The organism is Solwaraspora sp. WMMA2056, from assembly GCF_030345095.1.
In the GTDB taxonomy this organism is placed as follows: domain Bacteria; phylum Actinomycetota; class Actinomycetes; order Mycobacteriales; family Micromonosporaceae; genus Micromonospora_E.
The window spans coordinates 1,733,855-1,757,440 of sequence record NZ_CP128360.1 but is presented as its reverse complement, the minus strand read 5'-3'; the positions used below and the strand labels follow the sequence as shown (position 1 = coordinate 1,757,440).

The 23,586-nt window shown below is 72.4% G+C and carries 18 protein-coding genes and 1 pseudogene; 9 read left to right on the top strand and 10 right to left on the bottom strand.

All coding sequences use genetic code 11. The annotated features are described in order from the left end of the window. Positions 1-16 precede the first annotated feature (16 nt). Positions 17-1,885: an Hsp70 family protein gene (locus tag O7608_RS08120; RefSeq protein WP_289209352.1), complete on the top strand. Its 1,869-nt coding sequence runs from the start codon at positions 17-19 to the stop codon at positions 1,883-1,885. Between the two features lie 19 nt (positions 1,886-1,904). On the opposite strand, the gene glmM is transcribed toward O7608_RS08120, so the two are convergent. From glmM to O7608_RS08100, 4 genes and pseudogenes are all read right to left on the bottom strand, one after another. Next, positions 1,905-3,269, bottom strand: a complete 1,365-nt coding sequence (glmM, locus tag O7608_RS08115; RefSeq protein WP_282229442.1) for a phosphoglucosamine mutase — start codon at positions 3,267-3,269, stop codon at positions 1,905-1,907. Positions 3,270-3,487: 218 nt separating this feature from the next. Next, positions 3,488-3,976: a 30S ribosomal protein S9 gene (gene rpsI, locus O7608_RS08110; RefSeq protein ID WP_282223990.1), complete on the bottom strand. Its 489-nt coding sequence runs from the start codon at positions 3,974-3,976 to the stop codon at positions 3,488-3,490. A gap of 20 nt (positions 3,977-3,996) precedes the next feature. Then, positions 3,997-4,440, bottom strand: a complete 444-nt coding sequence (gene rplM / locus O7608_RS08105; protein ID WP_282223991.1) for a 50S ribosomal protein L13 — start codon at positions 4,438-4,440, stop codon at positions 3,997-3,999. 326 nt (positions 4,441-4,766) lie between these two features. Beyond that, positions 4,767-4,979 (bottom strand): annotated as a pseudogene (locus O7608_RS08100) (MFS transporter); the annotation flags it as partial. A 324-nt stretch (positions 4,980-5,303) separates the two neighbouring features. On the opposite strand from O7608_RS08100, the gene O7608_RS08095 reads away from it, so the two are divergent. The 5 genes from O7608_RS08095 to O7608_RS08075 are packed head-to-tail and all read left to right on the top strand — an operon-like array spanning position 5,304 to position 13,000. Next, the gene (locus O7608_RS08095; protein ID WP_289209351.1) at positions 5,304-7,451 is read left to right on the top strand and encodes a molybdopterin oxidoreductase family protein; all 2,148 of its coding nucleotides are present in this window, start codon (positions 5,304-5,306) and stop codon (positions 7,449-7,451) included. Then, the gene (locus O7608_RS08090) at positions 7,448-8,950 is read left to right on the top strand and encodes an FAD-dependent oxidoreductase (protein ID WP_289209350.1); all 1,503 of its coding nucleotides are present in this window, start codon (positions 7,448-7,450) and stop codon (positions 8,948-8,950) included. Before O7608_RS08095 ends, O7608_RS08090 begins: the two co-directional genes overlap by 4 nt. Then, positions 8,947-11,553: a nitrite reductase large subunit NirB gene (gene nirB, locus O7608_RS08085; protein ID WP_289209349.1), complete on the top strand. Its 2,607-nt coding sequence runs from the start codon at positions 8,947-8,949 to the stop codon at positions 11,551-11,553. Before O7608_RS08090 ends, nirB begins: the two co-directional genes overlap by 4 nt. Further along, positions 11,550-11,912 (top strand): nitrite reductase small subunit NirD, encoded by a 363-nt coding sequence (nirD, locus tag O7608_RS08080; RefSeq protein WP_421359082.1) that lies wholly within the window; start codon positions 11,550-11,552, stop codon positions 11,910-11,912. Before nirB ends, nirD begins: the two co-directional genes overlap by 4 nt. Continuing rightward, positions 11,912-13,000, top strand: coding sequence for a uroporphyrinogen-III synthase (locus O7608_RS08075; RefSeq protein WP_289209348.1), 1,089 nt, complete (start codon positions 11,912-11,914; stop codon positions 12,998-13,000). Before nirD ends, O7608_RS08075 begins: the two co-directional genes overlap by 1 nt. A 122-nt stretch (positions 13,001-13,122) precedes the next feature. Here the strand turns inward: O7608_RS08075 and O7608_RS08070 are convergent, their stop codons facing one another. From O7608_RS08070 to O7608_RS08055, 4 genes are all read right to left on the bottom strand, one after another. Continuing rightward, positions 13,123-13,746 (bottom strand): GTP-binding protein, encoded by a 624-nt coding sequence (locus O7608_RS08070; protein WP_282223997.1) that lies wholly within the window; start codon positions 13,744-13,746, stop codon positions 13,123-13,125. Continuing rightward, a complete protein-coding gene (locus O7608_RS08065) occupies positions 13,727-14,092 on the bottom strand; it encodes a DUF742 domain-containing protein (protein WP_282223998.1) in 366 nt (121 codons plus the stop codon). The genes O7608_RS08070 and O7608_RS08065 overlap by 20 nt, the downstream gene beginning before the upstream one ends. Positions 14,093-14,167: 75 nt before the next feature. Beyond that, on the bottom strand, positions 14,168-14,578 hold the full coding sequence (locus O7608_RS08060) for a roadblock/LC7 domain-containing protein (RefSeq protein ID WP_282223999.1): 411 nt from the start codon (positions 14,576-14,578) through the stop codon (positions 14,168-14,170). After that, positions 14,575-17,850 (bottom strand): sensor histidine kinase, encoded by a 3,276-nt coding sequence (locus tag O7608_RS08055; protein WP_289209347.1) that lies wholly within the window; start codon positions 17,848-17,850, stop codon positions 14,575-14,577. Before O7608_RS08055 ends, O7608_RS08060 begins: the two co-directional genes overlap by 4 nt. Before the next feature lie 464 nt (positions 17,851-18,314). Between O7608_RS08055 and O7608_RS08050 the strand changes: the two genes are divergently transcribed. Further along, the gene (locus tag O7608_RS08050; RefSeq protein WP_289209346.1) at positions 18,315-19,508 is read left to right on the top strand and encodes an ABC transporter substrate-binding protein; all 1,194 of its coding nucleotides are present in this window, start codon (positions 18,315-18,317) and stop codon (positions 19,506-19,508) included. Between the two features lie 70 nt (positions 19,509-19,578). Here the strand turns inward: O7608_RS08050 and O7608_RS08045 are convergent, their stop codons facing one another. Continuing rightward, complete coding sequence (locus O7608_RS08045; RefSeq protein WP_289209345.1) at positions 19,579-20,418, bottom strand: ABC transporter permease; 840 nt, start codon at positions 20,416-20,418, stop codon at positions 19,579-19,581. Positions 20,419-20,508: 90 nt separating this feature from the next. Then, entirely contained in the window at positions 20,509-21,543 is a 1,035-nt protein-coding gene (locus O7608_RS08040; protein WP_289209344.1) for an ABC transporter substrate-binding protein, read from the bottom strand. Between the two features lie 303 nt (positions 21,544-21,846). Here O7608_RS08040 and O7608_RS08035 point away from each other — a divergent pair, with 303 nt between their 5' ends. Together O7608_RS08035 and O7608_RS08030 are read left to right on the top strand one after the other, a co-directional pair. After that, a complete protein-coding gene (locus O7608_RS08035; RefSeq protein WP_289209343.1) occupies positions 21,847-22,632 on the top strand; it encodes an ABC transporter ATP-binding protein in 786 nt (261 codons plus the stop codon). Positions 22,633-22,634: 2 nt separating this feature from the next. Next, positions 22,635-23,576 (top strand): LLM class F420-dependent oxidoreductase, encoded by a 942-nt coding sequence (locus O7608_RS08030; RefSeq protein ID WP_289209342.1) that lies wholly within the window; start codon positions 22,635-22,637, stop codon positions 23,574-23,576. Positions 23,577-23,586 lie beyond the last annotated feature (10 nt).

Genomic DNA, 23,586 nt, shown 5'->3' with positions numbered 1-23,586 from the left:
ACCTAGACTGCGCCAGGTGCACGCAGGCAACCTGAACCGCCCTCAGCTGGGCATCGACTTCGGGACCTCGTCCACCGTCGCGGTGCTGGCGGTCGCCGGGCGGGAGCCCCGCCCGCTGCTGTTCGACGGTTCCCCGGTACTGCCGTCGGCGGTCTGCCTCGATCCCACCGGTCAGCTGCTCACCGGCCGGGACGCACTGCACACGGCGATCTCGACCCCGGCGGCCTTCGAACCGCACCCGAAACTGCGCATCGACGACGGCACGGTCCTGCTCGCCGGCACCGAGGTCGGCGTCGCCGAGCTGTACCGGGCCGTCCTCGACCGGGTGCGCACCGCCGCCCGGGCGGTCACGGCCGACGACGCCGACCCGCAACTGACCGTCACCTGCCCGGCCGGCTGGGGCCCGGTCCGACGTGCGGTGCTGGCCGACGCGGCCGGTCCGCAGACGCGGCTGCTGGACGAACCGGTCGCCGCCGCACACCACCTGGCGCACATCGCCGGCGACCGGGTGCCCGACGGCGGCCGGGTGCTGATCTACGATTTCGGCGCCGGCACCATCGACGCGGCGGTCGTACGCCGGCACGGCGTCGAATTCCGAACCGAGGCGTCGAACGGCACCCCGGACTGCGGCGGCCTCGACATCGACGCGGCGATCGTCGCGCGGCTGCGAGCCCTCGGTACGGCGGCCCTGTGGCAGCGGCTCGACCAGCCGCGATCCGTCGGCGACCGCCGCGCCCGCCACCAGTTGTGGCACAACGTCAGGGCGGCCAAGGAGATGCTGTCCCGGGCCTCGACGACGCTGATCCACCTGCCGCTGCTCGACGTCGACGTACCGCTGGGCCGCGAGGAACCCGACGAACTCGCCGCACCGGTGATCGCACGCACGGTCGGCACCGTCGAGCAGACCCTGTCCGCTGCCGGGATCTCCGCCACCGACCTGTCCGCGATATTCCTCTGTGGCGGGTCCAGCCGGATGCCGGCGGTCGCCACCGTGCTGCACCGCCGCTTCGGCATCGCACCGGTCACCGTGGAGCAGCCGGAGCTGGCCGTCGCCGAGGGCAGCGTACGGGTGCCCCGGGTCGTCGACCACCGGCCGCCGGCGACCGGCATCCTGCCGCCGGGCGTCGACCCCGGCGGGTCCACGCCCGGTCCGCCGGCCGCCGCGCCCGCCGTACCCGCGGCCGGGACCGCACCGCCCGGTACGCCGCCGGTCCAGGTCGGCCGACGCCGGCCCGGCCGGCCGGTGCTACTGGCCGCAGCGGTAGCCGGGCTGCTCGGCGTCGCCGCGGCGCTCGCCCCCTTCTGGCCCGACATCGGCTCCACCGACGACTCCGGCAGCGGCACCGGCAGCGGCTTCAGCAGCGGCTCCGACGTCGCGACGGGGCCGGTCGGGCAACCGTTGGCGTCGGCCGGTACCGGGTATCCCGCTGGCGTCGACCCCTGTCTGGTCGGCACCTGGCGAACCACCGTGGATGAGGTCGACGGCACGGTGGACGGCGACCCGGTGCGGTACCGCGGCGGCGAGGGCGCCATGACCACGTTCGCCGCCGACGGCTCGCTGTCGGTCGACTACACCCACCGCGCCCACCGCCTGGCGCAGCACGACGGGGTCTTCTGGTCGGACCATGTCCTCGGCACGGCCACCGGCAGCTACCACGCCGAGGACGCGGAGTTGATCATGCGGTACGCCGAGGTCGACGCGGTGATCCGGCTCTTCCGGGGCGACGAGTTGCAACGCGAAAGTGTCCCCGAGTTCAGCGCCGTACCGGTGCAGTACCGGTGCACCCGCGACGAGCTGTTCACCTTCAGCACCGACGGGACGTTCTCGACACAGATGGCCCGGGTCCGGCCGCTCTCGACCCCGGCCCACGGCCCCCAGGCCTGACGGCGCCGCTGGCCGGTGCCTAGGCCGGGCTGGCGGCGCGGACCGCGTCGGCGATCCGCTCGGCGACCGACCGGGCGTCGGCCACGGTGGCCGCCTCGACCATCACCCGGACCAGCGGTTCGGTACCCGACGGGCGCAGCAGCACCCGGCCGGTGCCGCCCAGCTCCGCCTCGGCCGACTGCGCCGCCGCCCGCACGGCCGGTGCCTCGGTGCCGGCGATCCGGTCGCCGACCGGCACGTTGATCAGCACCTGGGGCAGCTTGGTGACGGTGGCGGCCAGTTCGGCGAGCGACCTGCCGGTGGCCGCCATCCGGGACATCAGCTGCAGACCGGTGAGGACCCCGTCGCCGGTGGTGGCGAAACTCGGCAGGACGATGTGACCGCTCTGCTCGCCGCCGAGGGCGTACCCGCCGGAGCGCAGCTCCTCCAGGACGTACCGGTCGCCGACCTTGGTCTCGACCAGCCTGACGCCCTCCCGGGACATGGCCAGGCGCAGACCGAGGTTGCTCATCACGGTGGCGACCAGGGTGTCGGCGGTCAGCGTCCCGGCGTCGCGCATGGCCAGCGCGAGGATCGCCATGATCTCGTCGCCGTCGACCTCGTCGCCGGCGGCGGTGACCGCCAGGCAGCGGTCGGCGTCGCCGTCGTGGGCCAGCCCCAGGTCGGCGCCGTGCTCCAGCACGGCGGCCCGCACCACGTCCAGGTGGGTGGAGCCGCAGCCGTCGTTGATGTTGAGCCCGTCCGGCTCGGCGTTGATCGCGATCACCTCGGCGCCGGCCTCCCGGTACGCCACCGGCGCGACCTCGGCCGCCGCGCCGTTGGCGCAGTCGACCACCACCTTCAGCCCGTCCAGCCGGTGGCCGACCGTGCTGGTGAGGTGCCCGACGTAGTGCTCGGCGCCGTCGAGCAGGTCGTGCACCCGGCCGATGCCGGCCCCGGTCGGGCGGCGCCGGCCGACCGAGCCGTCGCCGGAGATCGCCGCGTCGATCGCGGCCTCGATCTTCATTTCGATGTCGTCGGGCAGTTTGTGCCCACCGGCGGCGAAGAGTTTGATCCCGTTGTCGGGCATCGGGTTGTGCGAGGCGGAGAGCATCACGCCGAAGTCGGCCTTGGTCTCGCCGACCAGGAACGCCACCCCGGGGGTCGGCAGCACGCCGACCCGCAGCACGTTGGCACCGGCGCTGGTCAGTCCGGCCACCACCGCCGCCTCCAGCATCTCCCCGCTGGCCCGGGGGTCGCGGCCGACGACGGCCAGCGGCTGGTGGCTCGGATCACGCTCGGCGAGGGTGTGGGCGGCGGCGACGGCGACCGCCATCGCCAGCTCCGGGGTGAGATCGGCGTTGGCCCGCCCGCGTACGCCATCGGTGCCGAACAGCCGCGTCATACCTGTCATCCTCCGATGGTCCCGCTGATGGTGCCGGTCCGCCGGCCCGTCACGGGGTGAGGGGTGGCCCACCCGAGGTGGTGCGGGTGGGGTCCGGCAACCGAAGAAGATACTGCCGGCGAACGGGAGAAAACACGCCAACTAGACAAAAAAGCACGGACGGCCAGGAAACCCTGTGGAAAGGGTGTCCCGGCCGTCCGTTCAGCCGTGCACGACGACTAGCGCTTCGAGTACTGCGGGGCCTTACGGGCCTTCTTGAGGCCGTACTTCTTGCTCTCCTTGACCCGGGCGTCCCGGGTCAGGAAGCCGGCCTTCTTCAGCGCCGGACGGTCGTCGAGGTCGTTGGCGCACAGCGCCCGCGCGATGCCGAGCCGCAGCGCACCGGCCTGGCCGGTGATGCCGCCGCCGCGCAGGTTCGCGATCACGTCGAACGCCTCGGCCTTCTCGGCGGTGACCAGCGGCTCGCGGATCAACTGCTGGTGCACCTTGCTCGGGAAGTACTCCTCGAGCTCCCGCCCGTTGCAGGTGATCTTGCCGGAGCCCGGAACGATCCGGACCCGGACGATGGCTTCCTTGCGCCGACCCACGGTCTGGATCGGGCGCTCACCGCGCGGCGTGCGCACGACGGGGGCGGGCGCCGCAGCGGGGGCCACCTCGGTGTCGGCGTCGACGACGGCGACCGGGCTGGCCTCGGTGGTGTCGGTCATGCTGTTTCCTTCGCCCGCGCTCACTGCGCGATCTGCTTGATCTCGAACGGCACCGGCTGCTGCGCGCCGTGCGGGTGCTCCGCACCGGCGTACACCTTGAGCTTGCGGATCAGCTTGTTGCCGAGCTTGTTGTGCGGGAGCATGCCCTTGACGGCCAGCTCGATCGCCCGCTCCGGACGCTTGGCCAGCAGCTCGTCGTAGCCGACCTGCTTGAGCCCACCGGGGTAACCGGAGTGCCGGTAGGCCACCTTGGTGTGCCGCTTGTTGCCGGTCAACGCCACCTTGCCGGCGTTGACGACGATGACGAAGTCACCGGTGTCGACATGCGGCGCGAACGTGGGCTTGTGCTTGCCGCGCAGCAACGTGGCGGCGTGGGTGGCCAGGCGGCCCAGCACGACATCAGAGGCGTCGATCACGTGCCACTGACGCTCGATCTCACCCGGCTTCGGGCTGTACGTACGCACAGGTCTACCTTGTCTCGTCGTCGGTCTGGGGTCGCGCGTCGGGTAACGCGCGGGCCGGCAGGACGACCCGATGACCGGGCAACCCGTAAAGGAACGCGCGCGCGAACGACAAGCATACCCCGGCTGGCCTGCCACCTTGCAGCGGGCCCACCCTACGGGCAGTGCTCCCGACGGGCGTCGCTCGCTGGCGACGGTGACTAGCCCGGCGAGGGACGCCCCTCGGCTGTCACACAACAGCAGGCAACGATACCGGGTGACGGCCGGGGCGGTCAAAACAGCGGACCGCCACCCGACCGCCGACCCGACCGCCACCCGACCGCCGGTTGTCAGACGCCCGGCAGTCGCGTCCCCGGCCGCCGGTACACCGCCCAGGTGACGACCACGCAGACCGCGTAGAAGGCGATGAACGCCAGGTACGCCGCGTCCGCCGTACCGTAGGTCAGGAACGACTGCCGGAAGGCGATGTCGACCAGCACCCCGCCGAACGCCCCGACCGCGCCGGCGATGCCGATCAGCGCCCCGGCCAGCCGGATCGACCGGCGCTCGGCGGCAGGACCGGATCGCTGGCGGCGACCTCTGCCGTCGTGGTATCCGTGGTGGCCTGGCTCACGTGTGGCTCAGCTCCTCCGCGATCAGTCGGTAGCGGTCGGTGTTGGCAGGAAGCTAGGCGCGGCCAGTTCCGATCGGGTGCAACTGGCGATTCGGGCGCGCAACGGAGAACGCACGGCCCGCCGTGACCGATAGTGAGATCGATCAGGGGTCCGATCAGCCAACCCTCTGCCCCCGGCTCGTGTGAGCCGCTCTTAGCAGGCTCGAAACAATCGAGACGTCCCGGCGAAATCGCCCAGCGGCACGCTTCGCACATGCCACGCAGCGTGCAGGTGACCATCGGGCCGGTTGGCCAGGACACCGCCCGGACCGTGGCAACGCACTGTCCGTACTGCGCGTTGCAGTGCGGCATGCACCTGCGCGCCGACCCCGACGGCACGGTCACGGTGCAACCCCGGCAGTTCCCCACCAACCAGGGTGGCCTCTGCCAGAAGGGCTGGACCGCCGCCGAGCTGCTCGACCACCCGCAGCGACTGACCACTCCGCTGGTGCGCGACCAGCGCGCCGCGCCGCTGCGCCCGGCCAGCTGGGACGAAGCGCTGGCGCGGATCGTCGACGGCGTCACCGGCATTCAGCGGGCGCACGGCCGCGACGCGGTCGCCGTCTTCGGCGGCGGCGGGCTGACCAACGAGAAGGCGTACGCACTGGGCAAGTTCGCCCGGGTCGCGCTGCGCACCCGCAACATCGACTACAACGGCCGGTTCTGCATGTCCTCGGCGGCCGCCGCCGGGATGCGGGCCTTCGGGGTCGACCGGGGGCTGCCGTTTCCGCTGGCCGACGTCGGCGCGGCCGACACGCTGCTGCTGGTCGGCGCGAACGTGGCCGAGACGATGCCACCGTTCGCCCGCTACCTGACCGAGCTCAAGCAGCGCGGCGGTACGTTGATCGTGGTCGACCCCCGGCGGACCGCCACCGCCCGGCTGGCCGACCTGCACCTGCAGCCCACCCCCGGCACCGACCTGGCGTTGGCCAACGCGCTGCTGCACGTCGTGCTCCGCGAAGGCTGGGCCGACCGGGACTACGTGGCGCAGCGGACCACCGGCTTCGACGCCGTCCGGGCCACCGTCGCCGGGTACTGGCCGGCCCGGGTGGAACGGCTGACCGGCGTACCGATCGCCGATCTGGAGGCGACGGCGCGGGCGCTGGCCGGCGGCGGCCGACCCGACGCCGACGCCGCGCCGGCAAAGGTCGTCATCCTCACCGCGCGCGGGGCCGAACAGCATGCCAAGGGCGTCGACACGGTCAGCGCGTACGTCAACCTGGCGCTCGCCCTCGGGCTGCCCGGCCGACCCGGTTCCGGCTACGGCTGTCTGACCGGGCAGGGCAACGGCCAGGGCGGGCGGGAGCACGGCCAGAAGGCCGACCAGCTGCCCGGCTACCGGCGCATCGACGATCCGGCGGCCCGCGCGCACGTCGCCGGGGTGTGGGGTGTCGACCCGGCCGACCTGCCCGGCCCGGGCGTCTCCGCCTACGAACTGCTCGACTCGCTCGGCACCCCGGCCGGGCCGAAGGCGCTGCTGGTCTTCGGCTCCAACCCGGTGGTGTCCGCGCCCCGCGCCGGCCGGGTCCAGCAGCGACTGGCCGATCTGGACCTGCTGGTGGTCGCCGACTTCGTGCTGTCGGAGACGGCGGCGATGGCCGACGTCGTGCTGCCCAGCGCCCAGTGGGCCGAAGAGGACGGCACGATGACCAACCTGGAGGGTCGGGTGCTGCGCCGGCACGCGGTCCGCCCGCCGCCGGCCGGTGCCCGCACCGACCTGGCCGTCCTCGCCGATCTGGCGCAGCGGCTGGGCTGCCCGGCCGGGCAGTTCCCGGCCGAGCCGGGCGAGGTCTTCACCGAGCTGCGCCGGGCCTCGGCCGGCGGGATCGCCGACTACGCCGGGGTCACCTGGGAGCGCATCGACGCGGCCGACGGCGTCTTCTGGCCGTGCCCCGACCCGGACCTGCCGGACACCCCACGGATGTTCACCGACCGCTTCCCCACACCCGACGGGCGGGCCCGGTTCGTGCCGGTGGAACACCGGGCCGCCGCCGAGGAGCCCTGCGCCGACTACCCGCTCTACCTGACCACCGGTCGGGTGCTGGCGCAGTACCAGTCCGGGGCACAGACCCGACGGATCGCACCGCTGCACGACGCCGCTCCGGCGGCCTTCGTCGAGCTGCACCCGGACCTGGCCGAGCAGCTCGGCGTCGCCGACGGCGAGCAGGTACGGGTGACCAGCCGACGCGGCGAGATGTGCGCCCCGGCCCGGGTGAGCACCTCGATCCGCCCGGACACCGTCTTCGCGCCGTTCCACTGGGGTGGCGCGGCCCGGATCAATTCGGTGACCAGCGACGCGCTGGACCCGACGTCCCGAATGCCCGAGTTCAAGATCTGCGCGGTCAGGGTGGAGCGAGCGTGAACCGTATCGTCATCGTCGGTCACGGCATGGCCGGCGCCCGGCTCGCCGCCGAGCTGCACGCCCGGCGCGGCGACTTCAAGATCACCGTGTTCGGGGCGGAGCGGCACCGGGCGTACAACCGGATCATGCTGTCCAACCTGCTCGCCGGCCGCGCCGACGAGCTGGACGTGACGCTGACCGAGGCCGCCGGGCACGGCGTCGACGTCCGCGCCGGGCTGCCGGTCGTCGCGATCGAGCCGACCACCCGTACGGTCCGCACGGCCGACGGCGGCGCCACCGAGTACGACCACCTGGTGCTGGCCACCGGCAGCCGGGCGGTCGTGCCCGCGCTGCCCGGCCTGACCGGCCCGGCCGACACAACGGACCCGGCCGACACAGCGAACCCGACCGCCGCGCTCGACCCGGCGGCGCTACCGGAGCGGGTCGCGGTGTTCCGGACCCTCGACGACTGCCGGCGGATCCTCACCGCCGCCGCCGGCGCCCGCACCGCGCTGGTCCTCGGCGGCGGCCTGCTCGGCCTGGAGGCCGCCCGTGGGCTCGCCGCCCGTGGGCTCGACGTCCGGGTGGTGCACAAGGTCGACCAGCTGATGGAGCGCCAACTCGACCCGACCGCCAGCGCGGTGCTCGCCCGTACCCTCGCCCGGCTCGGCGTCGGCACCGAACTTGCCGCCGCCGCCGCAGCGGTCGACGCGGGCGCCGACGGCGTCCGGCTGCGCCTGGGCGACGGCCGCGAACTCACCGCGGACCTGCTGGTGCTCGCCTGCGGGGTCCGCCCGGACACCGACCTGGCCCGCCGGGCCGGGCTGACGGTCGGCCGTGGCGTGGTGGTCGACGACCGGATGGCCACCAGCGACCCGCACATCTGGGCGATCGGCGACTGCGCCGAACACGACGGGGTGGTCACCGGCCTGGTCGCGCCGGCCTGGGAGCAGGCCCGGGTGCTCGCCCGGGTGCTGGCCGGCGACGACCCCGCCGCCCGCTACCGGCCACTGCCGACGGTGACCCGGCTCAAGGCCGCCGGCATCGACCTGGCGGCGATGGGCGACACCCGTGGCGACGCCGACGCCGGCACCGAGGAACTCAGCTTCGCCGACCCGGTCCGGGGCACGTACGCCCGACTGCTCATCCGCGACGACCGGCTCACCGGGGCGATCATGCTCGGCGACAACCCGGCCGTCGGCACCGTCATCCAGCTGTTCGACCGGGGCGGTCAGGTGCCGGCGGACCGCCGGGCCCTGCTGCTCGGCCGGGCGGTCGGCGGCACCGTGGCCGCTCCGGTGACCAGTCCGGCGCTGATGCCGGACGCGGCGACCGTCTGCCAGTGCAACACCGTCAGCAAGGGCGCGCTGGTGCGCTGCTGGCGGGCCGGTGCCCGGTCGGTCGGTGAGGTCGTCGCCGCCACCCGCGCCACCACCGGCTGCGGCAGCTGCACCGACGCCGTCACCGGCATCGTCGACTGGCTCTCTTCTGTGGATTCCGACGTGGAGGTACCGGTATGAACCGGTTGGTCGTCATCGGCAACGGCATGGTCGGGCAACGCCTGGTCGAAGCGGTCCGCTCCCGCGACACCGCCGGCGACTGGCAGGTGACGGTGCTGGCCGAGGAGTCCCGGCCGGCGTACGACCGGGTCCGGTTGTCGGCGTTCTTCGACGGGGTCGCGCCGGAGGAGCTCAGCGTGCACACCCCCGACGACGGGGTGGACCTGCGGCTGGCCGAGCCGGCCCGACGCATCGACCGCCAGCGCCGGGTGGTCGTCACCGACCACGGCGAGTACGGCTACGACGCGCTGGTGCTGGCCACCGGCTCGTACGCCTTCGTCCCGCCGATCGACGGCGCGCACCGGCCCGCCGACGCCGACGCCGACGGAGCAGCCAACGGCAGCGGCTCGGCCGGCGGCGGACTGCGCGACGGCGTGTTCGTCTACCGCACGATCGACGACCTGGAGGCGATCCGGTCCTTCGCCACCGACCCGCAGGCCACCCGTCGGGTCGGTACGGTGATCGGCGGTGGACTGCTCGGCCTGGAGGCGGCCAACGCGCTGCGGCTGCTCGGCCTGCGTACCCATGTGGTGGAGTTCGCCCCCCGGCTGATGCCGGTGCAGATCGACGAGGCCGGCGGGGCGATGCTGCGCCGCTACGTCGAGGACCTCGGCGTCGAGGTGCACCTGGGGACCGCGACGTCGGCGATCCGCACCGGACCGGACGGTACGCCGCACGGCGTGGCCCTCACCGACGGCACCGAACTGGAGTCCGACCTGGTGGTGGTCGCCGCCGGCGTCCGGCCCCGCGACGACCTGGCCCGCGCCGCCGGGCTGGTCGTCGGCGAACGCGGCGGGGTGAGCGTCGACGCCACCTGCCGGACCAGCGACCCGCGCATCTGGGCGGTCGGCGAGTGCGCCGCGATCAGCGTCGACGGCGAACCGGGCCGCTGCTACGGGCTGGTCGCACCGGGCTACGCCATGGCCGAGGTGGTCGCCGACCGGCTGCTCGGCGGCACCGCCGCCTTCCCCGGCGCGGACACCTCCACCAAGCTCAAGCTGCTCGGCGTCGACGTCGCCTCGTTCGGCGACGCGCACGGCGCCACCGCCGACTGCCTGGACGTCACCTTCACCGACCCGGCGACCCGGGTCTACGCCAAGCTGGTCCTCTCCGACGACGCGCGGACCCTGCTCGGCGGGGTGCTGGTCGGCGACGCCACCGCGTACCCGACGCTGCGGGCCAGCGTCGGCGGCCCACTGCCCGGCCCGCCGCTGGCGCTGCTCGCCCCGGCCGGTTCCGACGGGGCCGGCGGGGCCGGCATCGATGCGCTGCCCGGCAGCGCCCAGGTCTGCTCCTGCAACGCGGTCACCAAGGACCAGATCCTCGGCGCGATCGGCGAGGGCTGCACCGACGTCGCCGCGATCAAGGCGTGCACCCGGGCCGGCACCAGCTGCGGGTCCTGCGTACCGATGCTCAAGCAGCTGCTCTCCGTCGCCGGGGTGACCCAGTCGACCGCGCTGTGCGAGCACTTCGACCACAGCCGTCAGGAGCTGTTCGACATCGTCCGGGTCCGCGGTGTCCAAACCTTCTCCCAGCTGGTCGCCGAGCACGGCCGGGGCCGCGGCTGCGACATCTGCAAGCCGGTGGTCGCCTCGATCCTCGCCTCGCTGGGCAACGGCTACGTCCTCGACGGCGAGCAGGCAGCCCTGCAGGACACCAACGACCACTTCCTGGCCAACATCCAGCGCGACGGCACCTACTCGGTGGTCCCCCGGATCCCCGGCGGGGAGATCACCTCGGAGAAGCTGATCGTCATCGGCGAGGTGGCCCGGGACTTCAACCTCTACACCAAGATCACCGGCGGGCAGCGGATCGACCTGTTCGGCGCCCGGGTGGAGCAGCTGCCGAAGATCTGGCGGCGGCTGGTCGACGCCGGCTTCGAGTCCGGTCACGCGTACGGCAAGGCGCTGCGGACGGTGAAGTCCTGCGTCGGGGAGACCTGGTGCCGCTACGGCGTACAGGACTCGGTCGGCCTGGCGGTGGCGCTGGAGCTGCGCTACCGGGGGCTGCGCGCCCCGCACAAGATCAAGTCGGCGGTCTCCGGCTGCGCCCGGGAATGCGCCGAGGCCCGCAGCAAGGACTTCGGCATCATCGCCACCGACGTCGGCTGGAACCTCTACGTCGGCGGCAACGGCGGCTTCCGGCCCCGGCACGCCGACCTGTTCGCCAGCGACCTGTCCACCGAGGAGCTCGTCCGCACCATCGACCGGTTCCTGATGTTCTACATCCGCACCGCCGACCGGCTGCAACGCACCGCCGCCTGGATCGAGGCGATGGACGGCGGCCTGGACCACCTGCGGGCGGTGATCGTCGAGGACTCGCTCGGGCTGGCCGCCGAGCTGGACGCGGCGATGGCCCGCCACGTCGAGTCGTACTCCGACGAATGGCGGGACACGATCGACGACCCGGAGCGGCTGCGCCGCTTCGCCTCCTTCGTCAACGCACCCGACACCCCGGACCCGTCGATCACCTTCGAGGTCGAACGGGGCCAGCCGGTGCCGGCCCTGGGCGAGCGCCGGCCCGTGGCGCTCGGCCTCCCGACAACCCTGGAGGTACGCCGATGAGTGTGCAGACGATCAACATGACCGACCAGTGGACACCGGTCTGCCCGTACCCCCGGGTGGAGCCGGAGCGCGGCGTGGCCGCACTGGTCGACGGCGAACAGGTGGCGATCTTCCGGACCTACGACGGGACGTTGTACGCGATCGGCAACCAGGATCCGGTGGCCCGCGCCAACGTCATGTCCCGCGGCATCGTCGGCACCCGGGGCGACATCCCCACGGTGGCCTCACCGCTGCACAAGCAGGTCTACGACCTGCGTACCGGCGAATGCCTGGACCTGCCGGGCGTCGCCGTGCCGACCTACCGGGTACGTTGCCGCGACGGGCTGATCGAGGTGCTCGGTCGGCGGCAGGACCAGTGATGTCCGACGAGCTGTCCGGATTCACCATCGGGGTCACCGCCGACCGGCGACGCGACGAACTCGCCGCGCTGCTGGAGCGACGTGGTGCCCGGGTGGTGCTCGCCCCGGCGCTGCGGATCGTGCCGCTGGCCGACGACACCGAGCTGCGCGCCGCGACCCGGGCGTGTCTGGACGATCCGCCGGACGTGCTGGTCGCCAACACCGGCATCGGCATGCGCGGCTGGCTGGAGGCGGCCGAGGGCTGGGGCCTGGCCGAACCGCTGCGGGCGGTGCTCGGCGGCGCGTACATCGTCGCCCGGGGCCCGAAGGCCCGGGGCGCGATCCGCGCCGCCGGCCTGCACGACCAGTGGTCACCGGCCTCGGAGAGCTGCGAAGAGGTGATCGACCACCTGCGGGCCCGTGGCGTCGCCGGACAGCTCGTCGCGATGCAGCTGCACGGCGACCGGCAGCCGGAATGCTCCTCGGCGTTGGAGGCCGCCGGCGCCACGGTGATCGAGGTGCCGGTGTACCGCTGGGCGCCACCGACCGACCCGGCGCCGCTGCACCGGCTGGTGGACCTGGTCACCGGCCGGCTCGTCGACGCCGTCACCTTCACCTCGGCACCGGCGGTCGGGGCGCTGCTACGGGCCGCCGGCAGCAACGGGGAGGCGGTGCTGGAGGCGATGCGTACCGACGTGCTCGCCGCCTGCGTCGGGCCGGTCACCGCCGCGCCGCTGCGCCGCCACGGCGTACCGGTGATCGCCCCCGGCCGGGCCCGGCTCGGCGCCCTGGTCCGCACCATCGTCGACGAGCTGCCCCGGCGGGCGGTCAACCTGAAGGTCGGCGGCCACCTGCTGACCCTGCGCGGGCACGCGGCGGTGATCGACGGCGAACTGCGGCCGCTGGCACCCGCGCCGATGGCCGTCCTGCGGGCACTGGCGCAGACCCCGGGCCGGGTGCTGTCCCGGGCCGCGCTGCTGCGCACCCTGCCACGCGGCGCCGACGAGCACGCCGTGGAGATGGCCGTGGCCCGGCTGCGGGCCGGGCTGGGTGCCCCCGGCGTGATCCAGACGGTCGTGAAGCGGGGCTACCGACTACCCGTCGACTGAGCACCTACCAGGTGGGCGAACGTCGCGGCGGCGCCCCGAACTGAGCTACCAGCCAGCTACCGGGCGAGTGGCTGCCGGCCAGCGACCGGCGGCCTGGTCCGGCCGCCGGTCGCCGTCACCGGTCAGCCGACCGGGGTCGGGAACCCCCGGCCGTGCTCGGCCCGCAGCGTCGCCATCGCGTGCTCGACGACGTTGACCAGCACGTGCTTGGTCGAATCCCGGCTGCGCGCGTCGCACATCACCAGCGGGACGTGCGGGGCGATCGCCAGCGCCTCCCGGATCTCCTCCGGCTCGTACCGGGGCGCGCCGTCGAAACAGTTGAGCGCGACGAGGTACGGCAGTTGCCGGTTCTCGAAGTAGTCGAGCGGGGCGAACGCATCGGTGATCCGCCGGGTGTCCACCAGTACGGCGGCACCGACCGCGCCCCGGATGATCTCGTCCCACATGAACCAGAACCGGGTCTGCCCGGGGGTGCCGAACAGATAGAGAATGAGGTCGTCGGCCATCGTGATCCGGCCGAAGTCCATCGCCACCGTGGTGGTCTCCTTGCCGGGCACCTTCGACGGATCGTCGATGCCGACGCCGGCCGAGGTCATCAACGCCTCGGTGGTCAACGGTGTGATCTCGGAGACCGCGCCGACCATGGTGGTCTTTCCCACCCCGAAACCGCCCGCGATGACGATCTTCGCGGAGGTGATCTCCTTTTTCTGGCCTACGCCAGGGCGGTCATAGCCTGCGAAGTCCACTTAGCACCCTTTCCAGAAGTTCCATCCGCTCCTCGTAGGCCTCTACCGGAGCGGCGCTGTGCAACGCCAGCAGGCCGTCGGCGACCATGTCGGCGACGAGGACCCGCGCGACGCCCAGCGGGAGCCGGGTGTACGCGGCGATCTCCGCCAGTGATTGCGCACGGTTGTCGCAGATGGTGGCGATCCGATGCTTGTCGTGCCCGGCGAACCGCGACTCGGTGACCGCTGCCGCGCTGGCCACCAGGACCGCCTCCAGCGCGATGTGTTGACGCGGCTCGGTGCGGCCCCGGGTGACCGCGTAGGGCCGGACCAGCGCCCCGCGCGGGTCCTGATGTGGCTGCCCCATCCGACGGTCACCTCCTCCTGGGTCTGCTGGCACGTCACCGGTGACGGTCCCCTGTCGCTACGGAACTTCGACGGCTCAGGGCCGGCCCACGGCCTCGCGCGGCAACGGGACCAGGGCGGCACCGACGCGCTCGACGAGCAGCGCCATCTCGTAGCCGACCTGACCCACGTCGCAGCTGCGCGCGGCGAGCACCGCCATCGACGAGCCATCGCTGATGGACATCAGGAACAGGTAGCCACTGTCCATCTCGATCACAGTCTGCAGCACGCCGCCGGCGCTGAACATCCTGGAGGCTCCGTCGGTCAGACTGACCACACCGGACGTGATGGCGGCGAGCTGGTCCGCACGGTCAGCAGGCAGGTCCCGGGAGGAAGCGAGCAGCAGTCCGTCTGCCGAGACAGCCACCACGTGGGCGATGCCCGCCACGCTGTCGGCAAAGTTGCTGAGCAGCCAACCCATGTCCTGAATAGCTGCTGGCCTGTTCATTCGCTGTTCTCCTTGGTTGAAGTGGCGCGGTACTGCTCGCTGCCGGCGGTCCGACCCCGCTGCACACCGCGGTGGTAGGCCGACAGCAGGCCGCGGACCTCGTCCGGGGTACGCCGGGTCGGTCCCCGGCTCGCCGCCGGCTCCACGCCGCCCGGCACGAGCTGCGCCTGGGGTTGACGCTTGGGCAGGCCCGATCGGGTGATGCCGGCGACCGCCGGCTCGGCTGCCTGACTGGCCCGGGCCCACCCCTCGTCGGCGGCGGTCCGCCAGCTGCCGGAGTCACCGACCCGTTGCCGTGGGGTGGCACCCGTCGCCGCGCCACCGCCGGCGCCCGCAGTGGACGGTGCGTGGGTGGGTGGCGCGGTCGTTGACTGGGGTGCGGCGTTCGGCTGCACCGGAGCAGAGTACGCCGCTGGGGCCGGGGCGGACTGCCCCGGGTTGCGTGCCGGCAACGGTGGCCTGGTAGAGGTCGTCGTCGGGTACGCGGCGGTCGGCGCGGTGGCGCCTGTGGACAGCGGGGCGCCGGTCGACGACGCAGCGCCGGTGGCCGGCGTGGTGCCGGTGGACGTGGCGACGTCGGGCGCGTGGCCGGCGGTCGGCATCTGGAACACCTTGGTCTCGGCCTGGCCCTGGGCGCGGAACCAGACCGCTTCCATCTCCCGGAAGATCGGCATCTCGGTCGCGTCCTCCGGCCGCGCCGCGCCCTGCCCACCGGCGGTCGGACCCTGCGGCAGTTGGCCGGCGGTGCGGACCACCGGCGCCAACGGGTGTGCCGTGGCCGGGATCAGTGGCTGGTCGCCGGGGCCGCCGGAGCCCCGCAACCCGGAGGTACGCAGCGTCGGGTACGCCACCGTCGGCGGGCTGAGGTTGGCGGCCGGCTCGGCCGTCGTGGCGTGCCCGGCCATCGGGGCCGGCGGGTTGAACGACGGCGGGGACGGGCCGGCCGGCGGCGCGGGAGCCGGTACGGCGGTCGTCGGTGCCACGGCGGCCGGTGCGGGCACCGGTGCGGGGGGCACCGGGCCGGCAGCGGGTGCGCCACGACCGGGGGTGACCGCCGGGAAGGCTGCGGTCGGGGCACCGGCCACCGCGTTCCACTGCGACGAACGGGCGTTGTGCCACTGGTCGGTCAGCGTCGCCGTACGGGCCGGGGCGGCGGACACCGGTGGCCCGGAGATCGGCGGTCCGGAGATCGGCGGTCCGGAGACGGGCGCCCAGGTGCCGCCCGAGGTGGGTGCGGCGGAGATCGGCTCGGCCGCCAGGCCCGGCCGGCCCCGGCCGCCCACCGGTTCGCGGGTGCGCTGCGGCAGCACCAGGATGCTGCTGGGCAGGGTCACCTGCGCCAGGGTGCCGCCGTCGACGTTGGGACGCAGCTCGACGCGGATGCCGTACCGGCCGGCGAGCCGGCTGACCACGGCCAGACCCATCAGCCGGAACGCGGAGACGTCCATCGTCGACGGCTCGGCGAGCCGGCGGTTGAGGTTGTCCAGCTGTTCCTCGGACAGCCCCAGGCCCCGGTCCTCCACCTGGATCAGCACGTAGTCGCGCAACCGGCGGGCGTCAGCGACGACGGTCGTGGTCGGCGGGGAGAACCGGGTCGCGTTGTCGAGCAGCTCGGCGACCAGTCGGACGACGTCGTTGACGGCGGACGCGGAGATCAGGATGTCGGTGTCGATCGTGCCGAACTCGATGCGGTTGTAGGCCTCGACCTCGGACTGTGCGGCCCGCATCGCGTCGACCAGCAGCGCGTCCTCACGGCGCGGCGCGGTCGAGTCGGCGCCGGCCAGCACCAGCAGGTTCTCGTCGTTGCGGCGCATCCGGGTGGCCAGGTGGTCCAGCTGGAACAGCTGGGCCAGCCGCTTCGGGTCCTCCTCGTTGCGCTCGATGGTGTCGAGCTCGCCGATCATCCGGTCGACCAGGGTCTGACTGCGTCGGGCCAGGGAGAGGAACATCGCCGAGACGCTGGCCCGCAGCGCCGCCTGCTCGGCGGCGATCCGGACCGCTTCGCGGTGGACCACGTTGAACGCCCGGCCGACCTCGCCGACCTCGTCGCGGTTGGGCAGCCGGATCGGGTCCCGCAGGCTGCGGACGATCTCCTCCGGCCCCCGGTCGTTCAGGTCGTTGACGTCCCGCAGCTTGGCGACCGCCTCCGGCAGGTCCCGGTCGGCCACCGACAGGGCCCCGTCGCGCAGCCGGCGCAGCGAGTCGTTCAGCGACCGGGCGAGCACCACGGCCAGGGCGATCGCCAGCACCAGGGCGATCAGCACCAGGATCGACTCGATGACGGCCTGGCGGGTGACGTTCGTGCTGACCTCGGTGGCCCGTTGCAGCAGCCGGGCCTCGAGCTGGATCTCGGCCCACCGCATCAGGTCGTTGACCGCGCCGACGGTCCGGGCCGCCTGGGTCGCGCCGATGCGGGACTGCTGGCCCACCGAGCGGGTGATCTCGGTGGACACCCGGTCGGCCAGGAACACGGCGTCACCGGTGACGCTGTTGTCGACCAGGGCCTGCTCCCACGGTGACGCGGCCAGCGAGAAGGACAGCAGCGCCTCCTGCTGACCGGTCAGGGTGGCCAGGTAGGACGAGAACTGCTCCTCCTCCAGCCGGCCGCCGGAGAGCGCGGCGAAGACGATCGCCTCCTCCTCGGCGGTCGCCGCCTTGGCGCGGGCGAAGGCGGAAACCGCGCGCAGGCTGTCCGGCACCTCGCCGTCACCGGAGACCTGGCCCAGCACCTCACCGTAGGAGATCAGGTCGGACAGGATGACGCCGTAGCGCAGCACCGCCTCCTGGACCGGCATCTCGCCCCGGCTGAGCACCTCCTGGCGGGTGGCGTTCAGGGTGTCGAGGTGGTCGTCGATCGCGACCAGCTGCCGGTCGACGGCGTCCGGGACGTCGCCGGCCCGGTCGCGTTCGGCGGTGTACGCGACGACCCGCTCGTCGGTGCGTCGCACCTGGACGTTGTACGCCTCGGGGTCGGCGCCGTCACCGGCGAGGAAGGACAGCGCGGCCATCCGCTCTTTGTGGACCTCCTGAGCGAGTGCCGACACGTCCACTGAGATCTCGGCCATCGAGCGCACCATCCGGGCGTCGAGCGCGCCCTGACCGACGTCGACCAGCCGTACGGTGGCCAGAGCGGCGACCGCGGCCAGCGGCACCACCAGGATGACGGCCAGTTTGGACCTGATCCGGGCGTCTCGCAGCCGCGGCACCCATCGCAACGGCGCACGCCGCTTCCGCGGGCCGTTGTCGGGCAGGGTCGTCGGTCCAGTCCTCACGACATCGCCTCCGTCGCTATCTCCACACGCGGACTGCCGACCGGTGCCTGATGCAGCGGTGAGCGCCGCATGCGGCACGGCCGCGATTTCACCAGAAGTGGACCCTGTTGGGAAGCCTCAGCTAGGCAGGAATCGGTCGCACGGCACGGATTCATCCCTGAGTTACCGGACAGTATGAGCACCACACCGCTCTGATCAGGGCGGATGGAACTTCCACCGACAGTTGCATCGGCAGTGTCACTGTTCGCGACCACTTCTCGCCGCCAACATGTGAGACACACTTCCCGGAACCGGATGACCGGCGCGCTTGACCAGAACGCCGCCCATTGGCAAGGTTTCCACGTTTGCAGGCTCCGCGCACACCGTACGGCATGCCGTCGGCGCGACTTCTATTGAGGACGCGACAACACGTACCGCCGCCGGCCGGACCGGTTGCGCATCCGCCGCGTACCTGGAGGACTGACTTGAGGCCCATCCGTTCCGCCGTCGCGACGGCGCTCGCATCCACATTGCTGGCCTCTTCACTCACGGGATGCCAGTTCGGTAGTGATTCGACGGCCGGGGGCGAGATCGTCATCGCCGCCGATCTCGAGCTGTCCGGAGCCGCTGCGGCGGTCGGCAAGGGCTACCAGCGCGCTCTCGAACTCAGTGTCGAACAGATCAACGAGTCAGGGCTGCTGGGCGGTCGCACGATCCGGCTCGACGTGCGCGACAATCGTTCCGATCCCAGTGAATCGTTGCGCAACATCGGTGATTTCACCAGCAACTCCCAGGTCACCGCAATCATCATGGGCAGCTGCAGCGACTGCGCCGTCGGCGCGGCCCGGACGCTCAACGACAAGCGGGTGCCGACGATCTCGCTGGCGCCGGCGACCGCCGTGGCCACCCCGGTCGCCGAGCGGCGGTACGTGTTCAAGCTGGGGCCCAACGCGGCAGACAGCGCCGCCACCATCGCCAACGAACTCCGCCGTCGCGGCATCCGGCAGGCCAGCCTGCTGCACACCGACGACGAGTACGGCAAGGACGGCCTGCGGGTGATGTCCGCCGAGCTGGACAAGCTCGACATCGACCTGGTCGCCAGCAAGCAGGTCCGGACCACCGACACCGACGTCAGCCAGGCGGTGTCGGCGTTGGCCGAGCCGGAGGACGACGACGAGGACCCAGGCGCGCTGCTGGTCTGGACGTCGGCCGAGCAGGCCGTCCTGGCCGCTGACAGCGCCGCACAGGTCGACTACCCGGGGCCGGTCTTCTTCGACGCCGCCGCCGCCGGTGACCTGTTCCTGACCGGTGGCTCCGCCAACGGCGCCGAGGGGGTCAACCTGGTCTTCACCCAGACCATGGTGATCGACGACGTGATCGCCAACACCCCGGCGAAGGCCGCCCGCAAACAGTGGTTCCGCGACTACACCGCCCGGTTCGGCAGCTACTACGGATTCTCGTCGTTCGCCGCCGACGCCGTACAGCTGATCGCCGAGGCGGTGGCCCTGTCCGGTGGCGAGACGGTCGACCGCGAGGCCATCCGGGAGGTGCTGGAGACCACCCAGCTCGACGGGCTCTCCGGCCCGATCCGGATGACGCCGGACAACCACTCGGGGCTGATGCCGCAGGCGCTGACGATGCTGGTGTTCCGGGGTGGCCGCTGGCGGCTGGCCAGCTGACCTGTCGCTCGACGGGTCGGTCCCACCGTTGCCGGTGGGACCGACCCGTCGGTCGTCGGTACGGTGCCGGTCAGCGGGCCGAGGTGGTCTCCCGGACCCAGGGCAGCAGCCGCTGTTCGACCAGCACGACGCTGAAGTAGAGCCCGATGCTCATCAACGCGACCAGGATGATCGCGGCCCAGGCGGCGGCGGTGTCGCCCATCCCGCCGGTCTGCAGGATGAAGTAGCCCAGGCCCTCCTCACCGGCGTAGAACTCACCGATGATCGCGCCGATCGCGGCCAGCGGCATCGCGACTTTCAAACCGACGAGGATCTGCGGCAGCGCGGCCGGCAGCCGTACCTTGCGGAACGTCTGCCAGCGGGAGGCGTCCAGCGACCGGGCCAGCTCGGCGAGGTCGGCGGGGGTGGAGGTCAGCCCGGTCGCGGTGCCCAGCACGATCGGGAAGAAGCAGAGCAGGAAGACCATCGTCAGAATCGGCTGCTGACCCCACCCGAGGGTGGCGACGAGCAGCGGCGCAAGCGCGATCTTCGGTACGGCGTTGAGCGCCACCAGCAGCGGGGTGAACATCCGCTCCACCGTCTGGGAGATGGCCAGCGCCAGTCCGATCAGCACCCCGGCGACGGTGGACAGGGCGAAGCCGGCGACGGTCTCGAGGGTGGTCGTCAGGGTGTGCTCCAGCAGTCGCTGGGCACGGGGGGCGAACGCGCCCCACACGTCCTGCGGGGGTGGCAGCACCGCCGGGTGGACCAGCTGGAGCACGCTGGTGGCCAGCCACCAGGCGAGCCCGGTCACCAGCAGGCCGGCGAGTGGCAGCAGTACGGCGGCGGCCCGGCCACCGGCGCGCCCCGCCGGTGGCGCGACCACGGGCACGGCCCGTACCGGTCGGGCCGCAGGTTTGAGTACGGTCATCGACACTCCTCGGGCTCGGACTCGGGCCGGCCGCGAGCGGGTCCGGGTGGGTCGCCGTCGCGGCGACGGCCCACCCGGACCCGCCGTCGGTCAGGACTCGGCGTTCGGTGCCAGGTCGAAGTTGACGACCTGCTCCGGCTCCAGACCCGCCGGGATCGCACCGGCACCCTGCAGGATCGCGATGCTGCGGGCGATCCGCTGGCTGTCCAGCGCCCCGACCGGCACGCCGGAGCTGGTGGACTTGACGAACGCGGCCATCAGCTCGAGCTCGGCGGCGGCGGCGGCCGGGTTGGCCTCCTCCACGTTCGCGGCGAGGATTTCGCCGGCCTCCTGCGGGTTGGCGATGCTGTACTCCAGGCCCTTGAGCAGCGCGGCACTGAACCGCTTGACCATCTCCGGGTCCTCCTCGGCGATCTTCGTCGAGGTGATCAGCACGTTGCCGTACAGGTCGGTCATGATGTCGCTGTACGGCAGCACGACGGCGGCCTTGCCCTGGGCGACGGTCTCCACGGTGGGCTTACCGACGACGAACTGGCCGATGCCGTCGACCTGCCCGGAGGCGAGGGTGCCCATCAGGGTCTGCGGGGTGCCGTTGACCCACTCCACCTTGGTCTCGTCGATGCCGGCCAGTGACGCGTACGTCGGGAAGAGGTTGCGCACCACCGAGCCGGGGGTGTCGGCGAGCTTCTTGCCTTCCAGGTCCTTCGGGGTGGTGATGCCGTTGCCGTCCAGGGCGATGATCGCCGCCATGGTGCGCTGCTGGATGCCGGCGACGACGACGAAGTCCTTGGCCTGTCCGTTGCCGAACTGCAACAGGCCACCGGTCAGGTCGATCGGGGTGAAGTGGGCCTGTCCGGCGACGACGGTCTTGATGTTGTCGCCGGTGCCGGCACCGGGCTTGATCTCCACGTCGAATCCGGCCTCGGTGAAGAAGCCCTTGTCCTTGGCGACCCAGGCGTACGAATCACGACCGAAGTTCCCGAAGGAAGTGAGGTACGTCACTTTCTTCAGTTCCTCGGTGCCGCCGCCTGAGGCCTCGTCACCGTCGTCCGCACTGCAGGCGCCGGTGACCGCAAGGGCCGCGGCCATGGCGGTTGCGGCGATCGTGCGGGTGAGCCTTGTCATGAGGGTGTGTCCTTTCCAACCCGGACGGTTGGTCGACGACCCGCAGGTCGCAGCGCCAACCAGAGGGGGTAGTTGGTCCGGCGCGGCGTCTCACCGGTGGGGGCCGGAAGGGGCGCCGCGGTCGCGTCGGGAATCTTCGCGGGCAACAGAGTACGAGGGAATGCTGACCAATGCGACAGGCGGTCAGTGTGGATGCCCGACCGGCAGCAAAAGTGTTTACCGTACGGGTAGTGCGTCGTCGGCACGATCCGGATACTCTGTCCCGGCTGTTGATCGACTCTGGACGAGGGAGCAGCCGGCCGCATGATCGAGCTCAGTGGCGTCGGGCGAACGTTCACCGGCCGGTCCGGCACAGTGGAAGCACTGCAGGGCATCGACCTGTCGGTCGCCGCCGGTGAGTTCGTCGCGGTCGTCGGCCGCTCCGGCTGCGGCAAGTCCACCCTGCTACGGCTGGTCGCCGGGCTGCTGCCGACGACCGCCGGCACCGTCACGGTCGGCGGGCAGCGGGTGGTCAAGGCCCGCCGCGACATCGCGATGCTGTTCCAACGCCCGGCGCTGCTGCCCTGGCGGTCCGTGCTGGACAACGTCCTGCTGCCGGTCGAGATCTTCGGCCTGCGCCGTGCCCAGCACCGGGCCAGGGCGCTGGAGCTGCTCGACCTGGTCGGCCTGACCGGGTTCGAGAAGCGACTGCCGCACGAGCTCTCCGGCGGCATGCAGCAGCGGGTGTCGTTGTGCCGCTCGCTGATCACCGAGCCCCAGGTCATGCTGATGGACGAGCCGTTCTCCGCCCTGGACGCCCTCACCCGGGAGGAGTTGTCGGTCGAGCTGCAGCGCATCCATATGGAACGCGCGGCCACCATCGTCTTCGTCACCCATTCGATCGACGAGGCGGTCCTGCTCGCCGACCGGGTCGTCGTGCTCAGCCCCCGGCCGGGGCGGATCCGCAAGATCCTGCCTATCGACATCCCGCGCCCGCGCAGCCTGGGGCGCAACGCGCACACCGAGGACGTCGCGCGGTGCAGCGCCGACCTGCACGAGGTCCTGATGGAACGGGAAACCCCGGCGTCGGCCGGGATCGGAGGAGAGTGACCATGCGGGTCAGCGTGTTCACCGAACCGCACCGTGGTGCCAGCTACGACGACCAGCTGCGGCTGGCCCGGCTCGCCGAGGAGTCCGGCTTCGAGGGCTACCTGCGGGCCGACCACTACCAGTCGATGGGTGAGCAGCTCGCCCTGCCCGGCCCGACCGATGCCTGGCTGACGCTGGCCGCGCTGGCCCGGGAGACGACCCGGATCCGGCTCGGTACCCTGGTCACCTCGGCCACCTTCCGGCTGCCGGGCCCGCTGGCGGTGATGGTCGCCCAGGTCGACCAGATGAGCGGCGGCCGGGTCGACCTCGGCATCGGTGCCGGCTGGTACGCCCGCGAGCACACCTCGTACGGGCTGCCGTTCCCGCCGGTCGGCGAACGGTTCGACCGGCTCGCCGAGCAGCTCGAGGTGATCACCGGGTTGTGGCGGACCCCGGTCGGCGACACGTACAGCTACTACGGCGACCACTACCAGCTGGTCGACGCGCCGGCGCTGCCGAAGCCGGTGCAGGTGCCCGGCCCACCGATCATCGTCGGCGGGCGCGGCCCGAAACGCACCCCGGAGCTGGCCGCCCGGTTCGCCGACGAGTTCAACATGCCGTTCAAGTCGGTTCCCGAGACGGCGGCGGCATACGAACGGGTGATCGAAGCCTGTCACCGGACCGGCCGTACCGAGCAGGACCGGCCGCCGTTGACGCTGTCGGCCGGCATCGTCATCGCGATCGGCCGCACCGACGCCGAAGCTGCCCGCCGGGCCGCGCCGCTGCACGAGAAGAGCGCGCTGCCGCCGGAGGATCCGGTGGTCGGCTCCCCGGCACAACTGGTGGACCGGATCGGCGAGCTCGCCGCGATCGGCACCAGCCGGGTGCACCTGCGCTTCATCGACCTGGCCGACCTGGACCACCTGGAACTCGTCGCCGCCGAGGTGCTGCCGCAGCTGAGCTGAGGTGGAGCCC

Bases quoted from the DNA above. Each gene is read 5' to 3' on its own strand.
- glmM (WP_282229442.1), bottom strand. From the start codon at position 3,269: ATGACGCGGCTGTTCGGCACCGATGGCGTACGCGGGCGGGCCAACGCC.
- rpsI (WP_282223990.1), bottom strand. From the start codon at position 3,976: ATGACCGACACCACCGAGGCCAGCCCGGTCGCCGTCGTCGACGCCGAC.
- O7608_RS08095 (WP_289209351.1), top strand. From the start codon at position 5,304: ATGCCACGCAGCGTGCAGGTGACCATCGGGCCGGTTGGCCAGGACACC.
- nirB (WP_289209349.1), top strand. From the start codon at position 8,947: ATGAACCGGTTGGTCGTCATCGGCAACGGCATGGTCGGGCAACGCCTG.
- nirD (WP_421359082.1), top strand. From the start codon at position 11,550: ATGAGTGTGCAGACGATCAACATGACCGACCAGTGGACACCGGTCTGC.
- O7608_RS08075 (WP_289209348.1), top strand. From the start codon at position 11,912: ATGTCCGACGAGCTGTCCGGATTCACCATCGGGGTCACCGCCGACCGG.
- O7608_RS08065 (WP_282223998.1), bottom strand. From the start codon at position 14,092: ATGGGGCAGCCACATCAGGACCCGCGCGGGGCGCTGGTCCGGCCCTAC.
- O7608_RS08060 (WP_282223999.1), bottom strand. From the start codon at position 14,578: ATGAACAGGCCAGCAGCTATTCAGGACATGGGTTGGCTGCTCAGCAAC.
- O7608_RS08045 (WP_289209345.1), bottom strand. From the start codon at position 20,418: ATGACCGTACTCAAACCTGCGGCCCGACCGGTACGGGCCGTGCCCGTG.
- O7608_RS08040 (WP_289209344.1), bottom strand. From the start codon at position 21,543: ATGACAAGGCTCACCCGCACGATCGCCGCAACCGCCATGGCCGCGGCC.
- O7608_RS08035 (WP_289209343.1), top strand. From the start codon at position 21,847: ATGATCGAGCTCAGTGGCGTCGGGCGAACGTTCACCGGCCGGTCCGGC.
- O7608_RS08030 (WP_289209342.1), top strand. From the start codon at position 22,635: ATGCGGGTCAGCGTGTTCACCGAACCGCACCGTGGTGCCAGCTACGAC.